This is a genomic window from Streptococcus pseudopneumoniae (assembly GCF_001070815.1).
Lineage (GTDB): Bacteria > Bacillota > Bacilli > Lactobacillales > Streptococcaceae > Streptococcus > Streptococcus pseudopneumoniae_P.
In genome coordinates, this window is record NZ_JVLX01000022.1 from 1 (window position 1) to 15,027 (window position 15,027).

General features: G+C 41.0%; 15 protein-coding genes and 1 tRNA gene. 15 read left to right on the plus strand and 1 reads right to left on the minus strand.

Translation table 11 applies throughout. The annotated features are described in order from the left end of the window. Positions 1-199 precede the first annotated feature (199 nt). Positions 200-270: transfer RNA gene (locus tag ADG81_RS02305), tRNA-Cys, on the minus strand. 161 nt (positions 271-431) lie between these two features. Between ADG81_RS02305 and ADG81_RS02310 the strand changes: the two genes are divergently transcribed. From ADG81_RS02310 to ADG81_RS02380, 15 genes are all read left to right on the plus strand, one after another. Further along, positions 432-2,420, plus strand: a complete 1,989-nt coding sequence (locus ADG81_RS02310) for a peptide ABC transporter substrate-binding protein (protein ID WP_000749582.1) — start codon at positions 432-434, stop codon at positions 2,418-2,420. A 66-nt stretch (positions 2,421-2,486) separates the two neighbouring features. Continuing rightward, the gene (locus tag ADG81_RS02315; protein ID WP_000759915.1) at positions 2,487-3,983 is read left to right on the plus strand and encodes an ABC transporter permease; all 1,497 of its coding nucleotides are present in this window, start codon (positions 2,487-2,489) and stop codon (positions 3,981-3,983) included. After that, on the plus strand, positions 3,983-4,909 hold the full coding sequence (gene oppC / locus ADG81_RS02320) for an oligopeptide ABC transporter permease OppC (RefSeq protein WP_000103691.1): 927 nt from the start codon (positions 3,983-3,985) through the stop codon (positions 4,907-4,909). Before ADG81_RS02315 ends, oppC begins: the two co-directional genes overlap by 1 nt. 8 nt (positions 4,910-4,917) lie before the next feature. After that, positions 4,918-5,985 (plus strand): ABC transporter ATP-binding protein, encoded by a 1,068-nt coding sequence (locus tag ADG81_RS02325; protein WP_000159550.1) that lies wholly within the window; start codon positions 4,918-4,920, stop codon positions 5,983-5,985. A 10-nt stretch (positions 5,986-5,995) separates the two neighbouring features. Then, on the plus strand, positions 5,996-6,922 hold the full coding sequence (locus ADG81_RS02330; protein WP_033684751.1) for an ATP-binding cassette domain-containing protein: 927 nt from the start codon (positions 5,996-5,998) through the stop codon (positions 6,920-6,922). A 452-nt stretch (positions 6,923-7,374) separates the two neighbouring features. Next, positions 7,375-8,352 (plus strand): ABC transporter substrate-binding protein, encoded by a 978-nt coding sequence (locus ADG81_RS02335; protein ID WP_000869840.1) that lies wholly within the window; start codon positions 7,375-7,377, stop codon positions 8,350-8,352. A gap of 11 nt (positions 8,353-8,363) precedes the next feature. Further along, positions 8,364-9,257 carry an ABC transporter permease gene (locus ADG81_RS02340; protein WP_023947094.1) on the plus strand — a complete coding sequence of 298 codons (894 nt, stop codon included), beginning with the start codon at positions 8,364-8,366 and terminating at the stop codon, positions 9,255-9,257. Between the two features lie 12 nt (positions 9,258-9,269). Further along, positions 9,270-10,073 (plus strand): ABC transporter ATP-binding protein, encoded by an 804-nt coding sequence (locus tag ADG81_RS02345; protein ID WP_024057379.1) that lies wholly within the window; start codon positions 9,270-9,272, stop codon positions 10,071-10,073. A 325-nt stretch (positions 10,074-10,398) separates the two neighbouring features. Beyond that, on the plus strand, positions 10,399-10,647 hold the full coding sequence (locus tag ADG81_RS02350; RefSeq protein WP_000364990.1) for a YneF family protein: 249 nt from the start codon (positions 10,399-10,401) through the stop codon (positions 10,645-10,647). A gap of 200 nt (positions 10,648-10,847) precedes the next feature. Beyond that, positions 10,848-11,642, plus strand: coding sequence for a glutamate racemase (gene racE, locus ADG81_RS02355; protein ID WP_004255911.1), 795 nt, complete (start codon positions 10,848-10,850; stop codon positions 11,640-11,642). Then, positions 11,639-12,610 (plus strand): nucleoside-triphosphate diphosphatase, encoded by a 972-nt coding sequence (locus ADG81_RS02360; protein WP_000182446.1) that lies wholly within the window; start codon positions 11,639-11,641, stop codon positions 12,608-12,610. Before racE ends, ADG81_RS02360 begins: the two co-directional genes overlap by 4 nt. Then, positions 12,586-13,107: a metallophosphoesterase gene (locus tag ADG81_RS02365; protein ID WP_020902175.1), complete on the plus strand. Its 522-nt coding sequence runs from the start codon at positions 12,586-12,588 to the stop codon at positions 13,105-13,107. Before ADG81_RS02360 ends, ADG81_RS02365 begins: the two co-directional genes overlap by 25 nt. Continuing rightward, positions 13,104-13,565 (plus strand): cyclic-di-AMP-binding protein CbpB, encoded by a 462-nt coding sequence (cbpB, locus tag ADG81_RS02370; RefSeq protein ID WP_049550792.1) that lies wholly within the window; start codon positions 13,104-13,106, stop codon positions 13,563-13,565. The genes ADG81_RS02365 and cbpB overlap by 4 nt, the downstream gene beginning before the upstream one ends. Then, a complete protein-coding gene (gene xerD / locus ADG81_RS02375) occupies positions 13,562-14,296 on the plus strand; it encodes a site-specific tyrosine recombinase XerD (protein WP_342666345.1) in 735 nt (244 codons plus the stop codon). Before cbpB ends, xerD begins: the two co-directional genes overlap by 4 nt. Further along, complete coding sequence (locus tag ADG81_RS02380) at positions 14,296-15,024, plus strand: segregation/condensation protein A (protein WP_049550794.1); 729 nt, start codon at positions 14,296-14,298, stop codon at positions 15,022-15,024. The genes xerD and ADG81_RS02380 overlap by 1 nt, the downstream gene beginning before the upstream one ends. The last annotated feature ends 3 nt before the right edge of the window (positions 15,025-15,027 follow it).

The following is a 15,027-nucleotide window of genomic DNA, read 5'->3' on the forward strand; positions in this document are numbered from 1 at the left end:
CAAGTACAGCCTGCGGCTAGTTTCCTAGTTTGCTCTTTGATTTTCATTGAGTATCAAAAGATTGTCTCCCAAAAAGAAGTCTGCCCCAAATCCGCCCCAAAGGTTTTTTAAAGTTATGCTTATTTATCCGAAGAAAATCAAAAAAGCCCTACAACGGGGGCTTTTTGTTTAAATGAAACCTGATAAAACAAGTTATAGAAGGCGGTAGACGGATTTGAACCGACGATCAAGCTTTTGCAGAGCCGTGCCTTACCACTTGGCTATACCGCCTTAACTTTTATTATTATACCTTGAAAATGATTTTCAGTCAATAGCTTTTTCAGATTTTTTGTGTCAATAAGCCTAAATATTCTGAAAATTCGTTTACTTTTCTTGAAATCTATGATATAATTGATGATAACCTATACTTTATTTATAAGAGGAGTAAATAAATGAAAAAAAGTCAAGTGCTTGCTGTAGCGGGAGCTACCTTATTAGCGTCAGGAGTTCTAGCTGCGTGTTCAAACACTAGTTCGAATAATGCTAAACTAGCAAAAGATTACCAATATGTTTATCAAACAGATCCAGAAACTTTGGATTATATCGTCAGCAATATCGATTCAACATCATTCGTCACAACAAATGCTGTAGATGGTTTGTTGGCTAATGATAAATATGGTAACTTGGTTCCTTCTATTGCTGAATCATGGACAGTTTCAAAAGATGGTTTGACTTATACCTATAAAATCCGTAAGGATGCTAAATGGGTGACAGCAGAGGGAGAAGAATACGCTCCTGTAACTGCTAAAGACTTCGTTACTGGTTTGAAACATGCCGTAGATGGAAAATCAAAAGGACTTTCAATCGTTAGCTCTTCTATTAAGGGATTAGAAGCCTATATCAAGGGTGAAACAAGCGATTTTTCAACCGTTGGAGTAAAAGCACTTGATGATCAAACACTAGAATATACCTTGAACCAGCCAGAAACTTTCTGGAATGACAAGACCACTAGTGGTGTTTTGATGCCGGTTAATGAAGAATTCTTAACTTCAAAAGGGGAAGGTTTTGGTGCCCCAACCGATGCTAACTCTATTCTTTATAACGGTCCATTTGTCTTAAAATCTGTAACTCCAAAATCATCTATCGAGATGGCTAAAAATGATGCTTACTGGGACAAAGAAAATGTAAAAATTGAGAACGTTAAGTTCACTTTCTGGGATGGTAAGGACCAAGATGTGATTGCCAAAGGTTTTGCTGATGGTCAATATAGCAAGGCTCGTATCTTCCCTACAAGTTCTACATATGAAAAATATGCAGCTGACTTTAAAGATAACATTTACTTTAATGAACCAGGTGCGGGTGTTGCAACTGTCAGCTTGAATTATGGCCGTACAACCTATAACCACACTGCCAAAACAAGTGATGCTCAAAAGACATCTACTCAGAAAGCATTGCTAAACAAGGAATTCCGTCAAGCCTTGAACTTTGCTGTCGATCGCAATTCTTACTCAGCTCAAACAAATGGTACTGATGGAGCCGCAGTAGCCATCCGTAATACGTTTGCACCTTATAATCTTCAAGTTGGTAAGAAAACATTTGGTGAATTGGTACAAGATAGCTTGGCTAAGACAAATTCTTCTACTTGGTCAAACGTGTCTCTAGCAGATTCTCAAAATGGACTTTACAATGAAGAAAAAGCGAAAGAAGTCTTTGCTAAAGCCAAATCAAGTCTACAAGCTGAAGGTGTTGAATTCCCAATCCACTTGGATGCCCTGGTTATCCAAGAATCAACAGCGGTTGTAAACCGTGTTCAATCATTGAAACAATCAATTGAAAAAGTATTGGGTTCAGATAATGTTGTTGTAGACTTACAACAAATGACTCAAGCAGAAGCTTTACCAATTTCATTTAGCGCTCCAACAGCTAAAGAGCAAGACTGGGATATCCATACCTTGCTAGGATGGAACCCGGACTATCAAGATCCTTCTACTTTCTTGGATCAATTCGTCCTTAAGGGAGGAAGCACTCGCCTTTACCTTGGTATTGACCAAAACACAGATGCATCAGTAGTAAGCAAACTTGGTTTAGCTGACTATGGAAAATTACTTGATGACGCAAACAGCGAAAACCAAGATGTTCAAAAACGTTATGAAAAATACGCGGTGGCACAAGCTTGGTTGACTGACAATGCTTTGACAATTCCAGTAATGGCTTCTCCTAAAGAAACAGCCGTTTCATATGTTTCAAAAGTTCTACCATTTAGCTCTTCATATTCTGTAGCCGGCCTTAAAGGTGAAAATTCAGGATACTTGAAGTACACTGAAGTTGGTGAAAAAGCAATCACCAAAGAAGAGTATGAAAAAGCTCGTGAAAAATGGTTGAAAGAAAAGACTGAGTCAAACGAAAAAGCTCAAAAAGAATTGGCAAGTCATGTGAAGTAAATAATTTTCAATAGAACTTTCTCTCCATGAGGAGAAGGTTCTTTTGGGATTTTTAAAGGAAATGATATGAAAAAATATATTTTTATGCGTGTTTTGCGGTCCTTGGTTTCTATCTTCTTAGTAACAACCTTGACTTACACGATTATCTATACAATGGTTCCTCGAAAATTGATTTTCAAACAGGATACCAACTATAACAAGATTGCTACAACTGCTGATAAACGTGATAACTATGAGAATACCGTTTATGAGCGTATGGGCTATATCGAGTACTACGATACCAAAGAGTTGCAAGAAAAAGCTAGCCAGATGGATGCTTCTGTAACAGTTGAAGCCAATGATACCAACAAGGCTATCTATGAAAAATACATCAAACAAATCGGTCATGGTTGGACCCTGGGAGAATTTACTGAAAGTGGCCAATTCTACGCTACGCGTGAAATCCCGATTTTTGAACGTGTTTTTCACTTCTATGCTAACTTGATTGACATTGATCATACAAATAAAATTCAAGACCCTGAAAATCCAGACTTGAAACGTTACCTTCGTTTTGAAAACGATCCAGCGATCGGATGGTCCTTGGTCGGTTCAGGAACAAAACACAAATATCTCTTGTACTTCAACAGTCAGTTCCCGTTTGTGCATCAAAACTTTGTGAACATTAATTTAGGTGACTCTTATCCAACCTATGCTAATAGCCCTGTTTTACAGGTCATTACTCAAGGACAAGGGCAAACAAAAACATCTCAAGTTCAGTTCCCAACAGGTAAGAAAACTTCTTCTGTAAATATTTACTCAAGAACCTACAAATCGCCTAGTCAGGCTGATTCTCGTGAAGTAGCTAACTATGGGAAAGATGACCCATATACTGCAACTGAAAGCAACTACCAATATCCTTCTATGATTGCTAGCTCTGCAGTCGTTGGATTGATTGGTTTGGTGATTTCTTATGCGATTGCCGTGCCACTTGGTTCAGCTATGGCTCGCTTCAAGAATACTTGGATTGATAGCTTCTCAACAGGGTTTTTGACCTTCTTGATGGCCCTTCCAACCATTGCCTTGGTTTACATTGTTCGTTTGATTGGATCATCAATTGGTCTTCCAGATTCATTCCCTATTTTGGGTGCTGGAGATTGGCGTTCGTATGTTTTACCAGCAGTGATTCTTGGTTTGTTGGGTGCTCCTGGTACAGCTATTTGGATTCGTCGTTACATGATTGACTTGCAATCACAGGACTTTGTTCGTTTTGCTCGTGCCAAAGGTTTGTCTGAAAAAGAAATTTCAAACAAACACATCTTTAAAAATGCCATGGTTCCGCTGGTTTCAGGAATTCCTGGTGCCGTTATCGGGGTTATTGGTGGTGCAACCCTTACTGAAACAGTCTTCGCCTTCCCAGGTATGGGTAAAATGTTGATTGACTCTGTAAAAGCATCTAATAACTCTATGGTCGTTGGTCTTGTCTTCATCTTTACATGTATTTCTATCTTCTCACTTCTTTTGGGAGATATTTGGATGACTATTATTGACCCACGTATTAAATTGACTGAGAAAGGAGGCAAATAATGTCTACAATCGATAAAGAAAAATTTCAGTTTGTAAAACGTGACGATTTTGCCTCTGAAGCTATTGATGCGCCAGCTTATTCATACTGGGGTTCAGTGTTTAGACAATTTATGAAGAAGAAATCAACTGTAGTCATGTTGGGAATCTTGGTAGCTATCATTTTGATGAGTTTCATCTACCCGATGTTTTCTAAGTTTGATTTCAATGATGTCAGCAAGGTAAACGACTTTAGTGCTCGTTATATCAAGCCAAATGCTGAGCATTGGTTCGGTACAGACAGTAACGGTAAATCTCTTTTTGACGGTGTCTGGTTCGGAGCTCGTAACTCTATCCTCATTTCTGTGATTGCGACAGTAATTAACTTGGTTATCGGTGTTTTTGTCGGTGGTATTTGGGGAATTTCAAAATCAGTTGACCGCGTGATGATGGAAGTTTATAACGTCATCTCAAACATCCCATCTCTTTTGATTGTCATTGTCTTGACTTACTCAATCGGAGCTGGATTCTGGAATCTGATTTTTGCTATGAGTGTGACAACATGGATTGGGATTGCCTTCATGATTCGTGTGCAAATCTTGCGTTACCGTGATTTAGAATACAACTTGGCATCACGTACTTTGGGAACTCCAACCTTGAAGATTGTTGCCAAAAACATCATGCCACAATTGGTATCTGTTATTGTGACAACGATGACCCAAATGCTTCCAAGCTTTATCTCATACGAAGCCTTCTTGTCATTCTTCGGTCTTGGATTACCGATTACAGTGCCAAGTTTGGGTCGTTTGATTTCGGATTATTCACAAAATGTAACAACTAATGCTTACTTGTTCTGGATTCCATTGACAACCCTTGTCTTGGTATCCTTGTCCCTTTTCGTAGTTGGTCAAAACTTAGCGGATGCTAGTGATCCACGTACACATAGATAGGAGTAGAAATGACAAAAGAAAAAAATGTAATTTTGACTGCTCGCGATATTGTCGTGGAATTTGACGTTCGTGACAAAGTATTGACAGCCATTCGCGGCGTTTCCCTTGAACTAGTTGAAGGAGAAGTATTAGCCTTGGTAGGTGAGTCAGGATCAGGGAAATCTGTTTTGACAAAGACATTCACAGGTATGCTTGAAGAAAACGGTCGCATTGCCCAAGGTAGTATTGACTACCGTGGTCAAGATTTGACAGCTTTATCTTCTCACAAGGATTGGGAACAAATTCGTGGCGCTAAGATTGCGACTATCTTCCAAGATCCAATGACTAGTTTGGACCCAATTAAAACAATTGGTAGTCAGATTACAGAAGTTATTGTAAAACACCAAGGAAAAACAGCTAAAGAAGCGAAAGAATTGGCGATTGACTACATGAATAAGGTTGGGATTCCAGACGCAGATAGACGTTTTGATGAATACCCATTCCAATATTCTGGAGGAATGCGTCAACGTATCGTTATTGCGATTGCCCTTGCCTGCCGACCTGATGTCTTGATCTGTGATGAGCCAACGACTGCCTTGGATGTGACTATCCAAGCACAGATTATTGATTTGCTAAAATCTTTACAAAACGAGTACCATTTCACAACAATCTTTATCACCCACGACCTTGGTGTGGTAGCAAGTATTGCGGATAAGGTAGCGGTTATGTATGCAGGAGAAATCGTTGAGTATGGAACTGTTGAGGAAGTCTTCTATGACCCTCGCCATCCATATACATGGAGTCTCTTGTCTAGCTTGCCTCAGCTTGCTGATGATAAAGGGGATCTTTACTCAATCCCAGGAACACCTCCGTCACTTTATACTGACCTGAAAGGGGATGCCTTTGCCTTGCGTTCTGACTATGCAATGCAGATTGACTTTGAACAAAAAGCTCCTCAATTCTCAGTATCAGAGACACATTGGGCTAAAACTTGGCTACTTCATGAGGATGCTCCAAAAGTAGAAAAACCAGCTGTGATTGCAAATCTCCATGATAAGATCCGTGAAAAAATGGGATTTGCCCATCTGGCTGACTAGGAGGAAGGAAATGTCTGAAAAATTAGTAGAAATCAAAGATTTAGAAATTTCCTTCGGTGAAGGAAGTAAGAAGTTTGTCGCGGTTAAAAATGCTAACTTCTTTATCAACAAGGGAGAAACTTTCTCGCTTGTAGGTGAGTCAGGTAGTGGGAAAACAACTATTGGTCGTGCCATCATTGGTCTAAATGATACAAGTAATGGTGATATCATTTTTGATGGTCAAAAGATTAATGGTAAGAAATCGCGTGAACAAGCTGCGGAATTGATTCGTCGAATCCAGATGATTTTCCAAGACCCTGCAGCAAGTTTGAATGAACGTGCTACTGTTGATTATATTATTTCTGAAGGTCTTTACAATCATCATCTGTTCAAGGATGAAGAAGAACGTAAAGAGAAAGTTCAAAATATTATCCGTGAAGTAGGTCTTCTTGCTGAGCACTTGACTCGTTACCCTCATGAGTTCTCAGGTGGTCAACGTCAACGTATCGGTATTGCCCGTGCCTTGGTGATGCAACCAGACTTTGTTATTGCGGATGAGCCAATTTCAGCCTTGGACGTTTCTGTGCGTGCTCAAGTCTTGAACTTGCTCAAAAAATTCCAAAAAGAACTTGGTTTGACCTATCTCTTCATCGCCCATGACTTGTCTGTCGTTCGCTTTATTTCAGATCGTATCGCAGTTATTTATAAGGGTGTTATTGTAGAGGTTGCCGAAACAGAAGAATTGTTTAACAATCCAATTCATCCATATACTCAAGCCTTGCTTTCAGCGGTACCAATTCCAGATCCAATCTTGGAACGTAAGAAGGTCTTGAAGGTTTATGACCCAAGTCAACACGACTATGAGACTGATAAGCCGTCTATGGTTGAAATCCGTCCAGGTCACTATGTTTGGGCTAACCAAGCCGAATTGGCACGTTACCAACAAGGACTAAACTAATAATGGTTTTATAATTTCCATGTCAATTTTTATGGAAATTATAAACCTTTTTTTGTTGGACTGATTTGAAAAACTTTGAAAGCTCCCTGAAAGAATTTTCGAAAAATTTTAAAAAATTCTGAAATATTCTTGACAGGTGATGAAAAAGGTGGTAAGATAAGAAACATCAAAAAAGAAAGCAGAAAAAGAAATGAATAAGAAACAAGCTGTAACGATGAATCAAAACTTTTACTTTAGCTACTTTAGATAGTGTTTGTAGACATGTCACCATGGATGCAAACAGTTCAAGCAATTTGTTTGTATCTATGTGGCTAAGATTTTTGATTGTGGTCCATATAGATGAATATCTAAATGGACTAGCTAAGTTGTAACTTGTTAGATTATTTCAAGCATCCGTTTAGATAGTATCTAGGCGGTTTTTTGTTTTATCTTTTCTGAGAAGGAGTTTCATTATGAAAGTTGTTCGAAAATTACTAGCACCCCTCTTGGTAGTGGGTATTCTCTTGACCTCTCTGATCAGTTTGCATCAGTTGAAGGCAGATAAGAAAAAAGATGTATTTCGTATCGGTATTTCACAATTTATTACCCACCAGTCCTTAGACGCTACTAGAGAAGGGTTTGTGGATGAGCTAGCCAAGCAAGGCTATGTTGAGGGGAAAAATATCGAGATTGATTTGCAAAATGCACAGGGAGAACAACGAAATCTAAAAACGATTTCCCAGCAACTAGCAGAATCTAGTGATGTCGTTCTAGCTATCGCAACGCCTTCTGCTCAGAGCTTGGCCAATACAACACAAACGACACCTGTTATCTTTTCAGCGGTAACAGATCCTGTCAGTGCCAAGTTGGTTGAGTCAAGAGAGCATCCTGGGGGCAATGTAACTGGGACAAGCGATCAGTCATCAGATGCCATTTCAACCCAAATCAATTTGATAAAGAAAGTGTTGCCAAAAGCTAAAACAATTGGAATTCTTTATACTCAGAGTGAGCCAAACTCAGTTGTCCAAAAGGATGAAGCTAAGCGTCTTCTGGAAGAAAAAGGCTTTACCGTTGTTGAAAAAACAATCTTGGACAGTAACAACGTCAAGGCGGCTGCAGAAAGCTTGATGGCAGAGGTGGATATGGTTTTTGTACCAACGGATAATATCATTTCATCAACCATGGAAACAGTCAAGCAGGTTTCTATTAAACACAAGGTTCCAGTATTCGGTGGTTCAACAGAAATGGTTGCGGTTGGTGGCTTGTATAACTACGGAACCAATTATGAAGAATTGGGACGTCAGACAGCAAGAATGCTGGTTCGTGTCTTAAAAGGTGAGAAGCCAGAAAATATAGCAGTTGAGTTGCCTGAAAAACTGGAATTACATACAAATCAAGAAATGGCAGATGCATTGGGAATTGATATTAGTAAGTTAGAAGGCAAGGAATAAGGAGGTTTAAGATGAATTTTGTATTATCTAGTTTATCAGAAGGTTTATTGTGGTCGATTATGGCGATTGGGGTTTACTTGACTTTCCGTATTTTGGATATTGCGGATATGACTGCTGAAGGTGCCTTTCCACTTGGGGCGGCTGTCGTCGTATCTCAGATACAGGCAGGGATAAATCCTTGGATTGCGACCTTACTTGCTTTGCTGGCAGGTATGGTAGCAGGTCTTGTATCAGGAATGCTCCATACCAAGATGAAAATTCCAGCTCTCTTGACAGGGATTGTGACCTTGACAGGGCTTTATTCAATCAATATTAAAATCATGGGAAGTGTGCCTAATCTTTCCTTGGGAGATTCTTCAACTGTCTTTAAACAATTAGCGAGCTTGGGGATGACAACTGAAGAAGCTGTTTTCACGCTCAGCTTGGTTTGTCTCTTACTTGTTTGTTTGGTCTTGACTCTTTTGATGAAAACGGAGATTGGCTTGGTTTTGCGTTCGACTGGGGACAATATTCCTATGAGTGAGGCTAATGGGGTCAATGTAGACACCATGAAGATTGTTGGTTATATGATTTCAAATGGTTTGATTGCCCTGTGTGGTTCCTTGTTCGCTCAAAATGATGGATTTTCAGATGTGACTTCTGGGACAGGAACCATCGTTGTTGGCTTGAGTGCAGTCATTATTGCAGAAGTATTGATACACGACTTGACCATTGGAGGTCGCTTGTTATCCATCGGAATCGGTGCTATTGTTTACCGTTTGATTATTTTAAATATCTATGAAATTCCAAATCTAGATCAAAACCTAGTTCGTCTCTTTAATGCAATCTTGCTTGCCTTGGTTTTATTTGCGCCAGAATTGCAAAAGAGATTAAAGATTCGTGGTCTGAAATTGAGAAATGAATAGGAGGAGAAAGTTATGGCAAGTTTGTTAACACTTGAAAATATTCACAAAACATTTGAAGCAGGGACGGTCAATGAGAACCATGTCCTCAAAGGATTAGATTTAGAGGTTGAAGAGGGAGATTTTATCTCTGTAATTGGTGGAAATGGAGCAGGGAAATCCACTTTGATGAATATCTTGGCTGGTAATTTATCTGTGGATGAAGGGGACCTTTTATTGGCAGGCAAATCCATTAAAAATCTGAGTGTAAGAAAGAGAGCCAAGGATATCGCCCGTGTTTTTCAAGATCCTAAGATGGGAACAGCTTCTCGTTTGACGATTGAGGAGAATATGGCTATTGCCTTGAGACGCGGGCAGAAGAGAGGGCTTGGTTGGGGCGTGAAGGAGAAGGAGAGAATCCAGTTCCAAGAGGCCTTGAAAGAGTTGAATATTGGCCTTGAAAATCGCTTGAAAGTGGATACCCAATACCTTTCAGGAGGACAAAGACAGGCCTTGACCCTAGTCATGGCAGCTCTGGTGAAACCTAAACTTTTGCTTTTGGATGAACACACTGCGGCGCTTGATCCGAAAACGAGTCAAATGGTGATGGACTTGACGCAAAAGATTGTGGAACACCATCAGTTGACGACTTTGATGATTACCCACGATATGAACCATGCGATTGAGTACGGCAATCGTATCATTATGCTCTATCAGGGTAAGATAGTGGTGGATGTCAAGGGAGAGGAGAAAAAGCATCTGACGGTTGAAAATCTCATGCATCTCTTCCAGAAAAATAGTGGTCAAAGTCTGGTCAGTGATGAATTGGTTTTGGGATAAAGAAAAAGGCTGAGATCTGGTGTCTCAGTCTTTTATTAGTATAAATGGATAGGCAGAAATATGAAATTAATACTCTTCGAAAATCTCTTCAAACCGTGTCAGCTCTATCTGCAACCTCAAAACAGTGTTTTGAGCAACCTGCGGCTAGCGTCCTAGTTTACTCTTTGATTTTCATTGAGTATAAACTCAGTAAGGAGCCCTCTTTTGCAGAAAAGCAGGGTTCTTTTTGCTGTTTATTCCATCCCTGAAAGCGTAAAACAAACTAGTCAGGGTGGCTAGTTTGTGGTATAATGAAAGAGACTCAAAAAGAAACAGGAGAAAAATGATGGATTTACTTTTAGCAATTGTATTGATTGTGCTAGCTTTTCTAGGAGGAGCTCTTGGAGGAATGTACTTGGTTCGTAAGCAAATTGAAAAAGAATTCGCTGACAACCCACGTTTGAATGCTGAAGCAGTTCGTACTCTTTTGAGTGCAAATGGTCAAAAACCAAGCGAAGCTAAGGTACAACAAGTTTACCACCAAATCATCCGCCAACAAAAGGCGGCCCTTGCTAACAATAAAAAGAAAAAATAAATAAGGAAAAGTCTGGGATGAAAGTTCCAGACTTCTCACTATGTTGGCTAAGGGTTTAGGGATGAGACTTTTTCCTTGCATTCTATTGATATTTGATTATGATTAAGAGAGATAGTTGTTGATGAAGTTGTTCTTCAGTTCATAAAGACAAGTAATCATAATGAACTATCAATCAGAAAAAAGACTAGAAAGAAGACTGTATGGATAATCGACCAATTGGTTTTTTGGATTCGGGTGTCGGGGGCTTGACCGTTGTGCGCGAGCTCATGCGCCAGCTTCCCCATGAAGAAATCGTCTATATTGGAGATTCGGCACGGGCGCCCTATGGTCCCCGTCCTGCTGAGCAAATTCGTGAATATACTTGGCAGTTGGTCAACTTTCTCTTGACCAAGGATGTCAAGATGATTGTCATTGCTTGTAATACTGCGACTGCGGTCGTCTGGGAAGAAATCAAGGCTCAACTAGATATTCCGGTCTTGGGTGTGATTTTGCCAGGAGCTTCAGCAGCCATCAAGTCCAGCCAAGGTGGGAAAATCGGAGTGATTGGAACACCCATGACGGTACAATCAGACATCTACCGTCAGAAAATCCATGATTTGGATCCGGACTTACAGGTGGAGAGTTTGGCCTGTCCCAAGTTTGCTCCTTTGGTGGAGTCTGGGGCTCTGTCAACCAGTGTCACTAAGAAAGTAGTTTATGAAACCCTACGTCCCTTGGTTGGAAAGGTGGATAGCCTGATTTTGGGCTGTACCCATTATCCACTCCTCAGGCCTATTATTCAAAATGTCATGGGACCAAAAGTTCAGCTCATCGATAGTGGGGCAGAGTGTGTACGGGACATTTCAGTCTTACTCAATTATTTTGAAATCAATCGTGGTCGCGATGCTGGAACACTTCATCACCGTTTTTACACAACAGCCAGCAGCCAAAGTTTTGCACAAATTGGTGAAGAATGGCTGGAAAAAGAGATTCATGTGGAGCATGTAGAATTATGACAAATAAAATTTATGAATATAAGGATGAACAGGACTGGTATGTCGGGTCCTATGGTATTTTTGGTGGCGTCCGGACGTTGACGGATGATGACTTGGATTTTCCTCTATTGGAGTTTGCTCAAAGATTTCGAGATGAGGATCGAGGTTTTCCTGTTTCTGTTACTGTTTTACGCTATGGTTCTCTCTATCGTTTATTGTCTTTTGTGGTAGATATCCTTAACCAAGAAATGGGACGAAATGTGGAAGTCATCCAACGTCAGGGGGCTCTGCTCTTGGTTGAAAATGGGCAACTCCTGCATGTAGAATTGCCTAAAGAAGGGGTCAATGTTCATGATTTCTTTGAGACAAGTAAGGTGAGAGAAACCTTATTGATTGCGACTCGTAACGAAGGCAAGACCAAGGAATTCCGAGCTATATTTGACAAGCTAGGCTACGATGTGGAAAATCTCAATGACTATCCTGACTTGCCTGAAGTAGCAGAAACAGGCATGACCTTCGAAGAAAATGCCCGTCTCAAGGCAGAAACTATTTCTCAATTAACGGGCAAGATGGTTCTGGCAGATGATTCTGGACTTAAAGTCGATGTCCTTGGCGGCTTGCCAGGCGTCTGGTCAGCTCGTTTCGCAGGTGTGGGAGCAACTGACCGTGAAAACAATGCCAAGCTCTTGCACGAATTGGCCATGGTCTTTGAACTCAAGGACCGCTCGGCTCAATTCCATACAACCCTAGTCGTAGCCAGTCCAAACAAGGAAAGTTTGGTTGTTGAAGCAGACTGGCCTGGCTACATTAACTTTGAACCTAAGGGTGAAAATGGATTTGGCTATGATCCTCTCTTCCTTGTAGGAGAGACAGGTAAGTCATCAGCTGAATTAACCCTTGAAGAAAAAAATAGCCAATCTCACCGCGCCTTAGCCGTTAAGAAACTTTTGGAGGTATTTCCATCATGGCAAAGCAAACCATCATTGTAATGAGCGATTCTCATGGCGATAGCTTGATTGTGGAAGAAATCCGTGATCGCTATGTGGGCAAAGTTGACGCCGTTTTTCATAACGGCGATTCTGAACTACGTCCTGATTCTCCCCTTTGGGAAGGCATCCGTGTTGTTAAAGGGAACATGGACTTTTACGCCGGCTACCCAGAACGTTTGGTGACCGAGCTTGGTTCGACCAAGATTATCCAAACCCATGGTCACTTGTTTGACATCAATTTCAACTTTCAAAAGTTGGACTACTGGGCTCAGGAAGAAGAGGCCGATATCTGTCTCTATGGTCACTTGCATGTGCCAAATGCTTGGATGGAAGGAAAGACCCTCTTTCTAAATCCAGGTTCTATCAGTCAACCACGTGGGACCATCAGAGAATGTCTCTATGCTCGTGTGGAAATTGATGACAGTTATTTCAAAGTCGACTTTTTGACACGAGATCATGAGGTGTATCCGGGCTTGTCCAAGGAGTTTAGCCGATGATTGCCAAGGAGTTTGAGACTTTCTTGTTGGGGCAAGAAGAAACTTTTTTGACTCCTGCTAAAAATCTAGCCGTTTTGATTGATACCCACAATGCAGATCACGCGACCCTCTTGCTCAGTCAGATGACCTATACCCGTGTTCCTGTTGTGACAGATGAAAAACAGTTTGTTGGGACGATTGGGCTCAGAGATATTATGGCTTATCAGATGGAGCATGACTTGAGTCAAGAAATCATGGCAGATACGGATATCGTTCATATGACGAGAACGGACGTAACGGTTGTTTCGCCTGATTTTACCATTACGGAGGTCTTGCACAAGTTGGTAGATGAGTCCTTCTTGCCGGTTGTGGATGCGTCTGGTATTTTCCAAGGGATTATCACGCGCAAGTCTATCCTCAAGGCAGTGAATGCCCTCTTGCATGACTTTAGTAAGGAATATGAGATTCGATGCAAATGAGAGACAGGATTTCAGCCTTTTTAGAGGAAAAGCAGGGCTTATCTGCCAATTCTAAGCAGTCATATAAGTATGATTTAGAACAGTTTTTAGATTTGGTAGGTGAGCGGATTTCTGAGACCAGTCTCAAGATTTACCAAGCCCAGCTAGTCAATCTAAAAATCAGCGTCCAGAAGCGAAAGATTTCGGCCTGTAACCAATTTCTCTACTTTCTCTATCAAAAAGGAGAAGTGGATAGTTTTTACCGCTTGGAATTAGCTAAACAAGCTGAAAAGAAGACAGAAAAGCCAGAAATTTTAGATCTAGACTCTTTTTGGCAGGAAAGTGCCTATCCAGAGGGCCGTTTACTGGCTCTTCTTATCCTAGAAATGGGGCTCTTGCCGAGTGAGATTTTGGCTCTCAAGGTTGAGGATATCAATCTGGATTTTCAGGTGTTGCGAATCAAGAAGGCTTCCCAACAGAGGATTGTCACCATTCCTACGACCTTACTGTCAGAATTGGAACCCTTGATGGCCCAGACCTACCTCTTTGAAAGGGCAGGGAAAGCCTATTCTCGTCAGTGGGCCTTTCGTCAGTTAGAAGCTTTTGTCAAGGAGAAAGGTTTTCCAGCCTTATCAGCCCAAGCCTTGCGGGAACAGTTCATTCTACGACAAATTGAAAACAAGGTCGATTTGTACGAAATTGCAAAAAAATTAGGATTAAAAACAGTCCTCACCTTAGAAAAATATAGATAATGGATATTAAATTAAAAGATTTTGAAGGGCCCCTGGACTTGCTCTTGCACCTGGTTTCTAAGTACCAGATGGATATCTACGATGTGCCTATTACAGAAGTCATCGAACAGTATCTAGCTTATGTCTCAACCCTGCAGGCCATGCGTCTGGAAGTGACGGGTGAGTACATGGTTATGGCCAGTCAGCTCATGCTGATCAAGAGCCGCAAGCTCTTGCCAAAGGTAGCAGAAGTGACAGACTTGGAGAATGACCTAGAGCAGGATCTTCTCTCTCAAATCGAAGAATACCGCAAGTTCAAGCTCTTGGGTGAGCACTTGGAAGCCAAGCACCAAGAACGGGCCCAGCACTATTCCAAAGCGCCGACAGAGTTGATTTACGAAGATGCGGAGCTTGTGCATGACAAGACGACCATTGACCTCTTTTTGGCTTTTTCAAATATCCTAGCCAAGAAAAAAGAGGAGTTTGCACAGAATCACACGACTATCTTGCGGGATGAGTATAAGATTGAGGACATGATGGTTATCGTGAAAGAGTCCTTGACTGGACGAGATCAATTGCGCTTGCAGGATTTGTTTAAGGAAGCCCAGAATGTGCAAGAGGTCATTACCCTCTTTTTGGCAACCCTAGAGTTAATCAAAACCCAGGAGTTGATCCTCGTGCAAGAGGAGAGTTTCGGAGATATTTATCTCATGGAAAAGAAGGAAGAAAGTCAAGTGACCCAAAGCTAGACT

What these genes read in the sequence shown, in the direction of transcription:
- ADG81_RS02310 (WP_000749582.1), top strand. Translation starts at nt 432, where the DNA reads ATGAAAAAAAGTCAAGTGCTTGCTGTAGCGGGAGCTACCTTATTAGCG.
- ADG81_RS02315 (WP_000759915.1), top strand. Translation starts at nt 2,487, where the DNA reads ATGAAAAAATATATTTTTATGCGTGTTTTGCGGTCCTTGGTTTCTATC.
- oppC (WP_000103691.1), top strand. Translation starts at nt 3,983, where the DNA reads ATGTCTACAATCGATAAAGAAAAATTTCAGTTTGTAAAACGTGACGAT.
- ADG81_RS02325 (WP_000159550.1), top strand. Translation starts at nt 4,918, where the DNA reads ATGACAAAAGAAAAAAATGTAATTTTGACTGCTCGCGATATTGTCGTG.
- ADG81_RS02330 (WP_033684751.1), top strand. Translation starts at nt 5,996, where the DNA reads ATGTCTGAAAAATTAGTAGAAATCAAAGATTTAGAAATTTCCTTCGGT.
- ADG81_RS02335 (WP_000869840.1), top strand. Translation starts at nt 7,375, where the DNA reads ATGAAAGTTGTTCGAAAATTACTAGCACCCCTCTTGGTAGTGGGTATT.
- ADG81_RS02340 (WP_023947094.1), top strand. Translation starts at nt 8,364, where the DNA reads ATGAATTTTGTATTATCTAGTTTATCAGAAGGTTTATTGTGGTCGATT.
- ADG81_RS02345 (WP_024057379.1), top strand. Translation starts at nt 9,270, where the DNA reads ATGGCAAGTTTGTTAACACTTGAAAATATTCACAAAACATTTGAAGCA.
- ADG81_RS02350 (WP_000364990.1), top strand. Translation starts at nt 10,399, where the DNA reads ATGGATTTACTTTTAGCAATTGTATTGATTGTGCTAGCTTTTCTAGGA.
- racE (WP_004255911.1), top strand. Translation starts at nt 10,848, where the DNA reads ATGGATAATCGACCAATTGGTTTTTTGGATTCGGGTGTCGGGGGCTTG.
- ADG81_RS02360 (WP_000182446.1), top strand. Translation starts at nt 11,639, where the DNA reads ATGACAAATAAAATTTATGAATATAAGGATGAACAGGACTGGTATGTC.
- ADG81_RS02365 (WP_020902175.1), top strand. Translation starts at nt 12,586, where the DNA reads ATGGCAAAGCAAACCATCATTGTAATGAGCGATTCTCATGGCGATAGC.
- cbpB (WP_049550792.1), top strand. Translation starts at nt 13,104, where the DNA reads ATGATTGCCAAGGAGTTTGAGACTTTCTTGTTGGGGCAAGAAGAAACT.
- xerD (WP_342666345.1), top strand. Translation starts at nt 13,562, where the DNA reads ATGAGAGACAGGATTTCAGCCTTTTTAGAGGAAAAGCAGGGCTTATCT.
- ADG81_RS02380 (WP_049550794.1), top strand. Translation starts at nt 14,296, where the DNA reads ATGGATATTAAATTAAAAGATTTTGAAGGGCCCCTGGACTTGCTCTTG.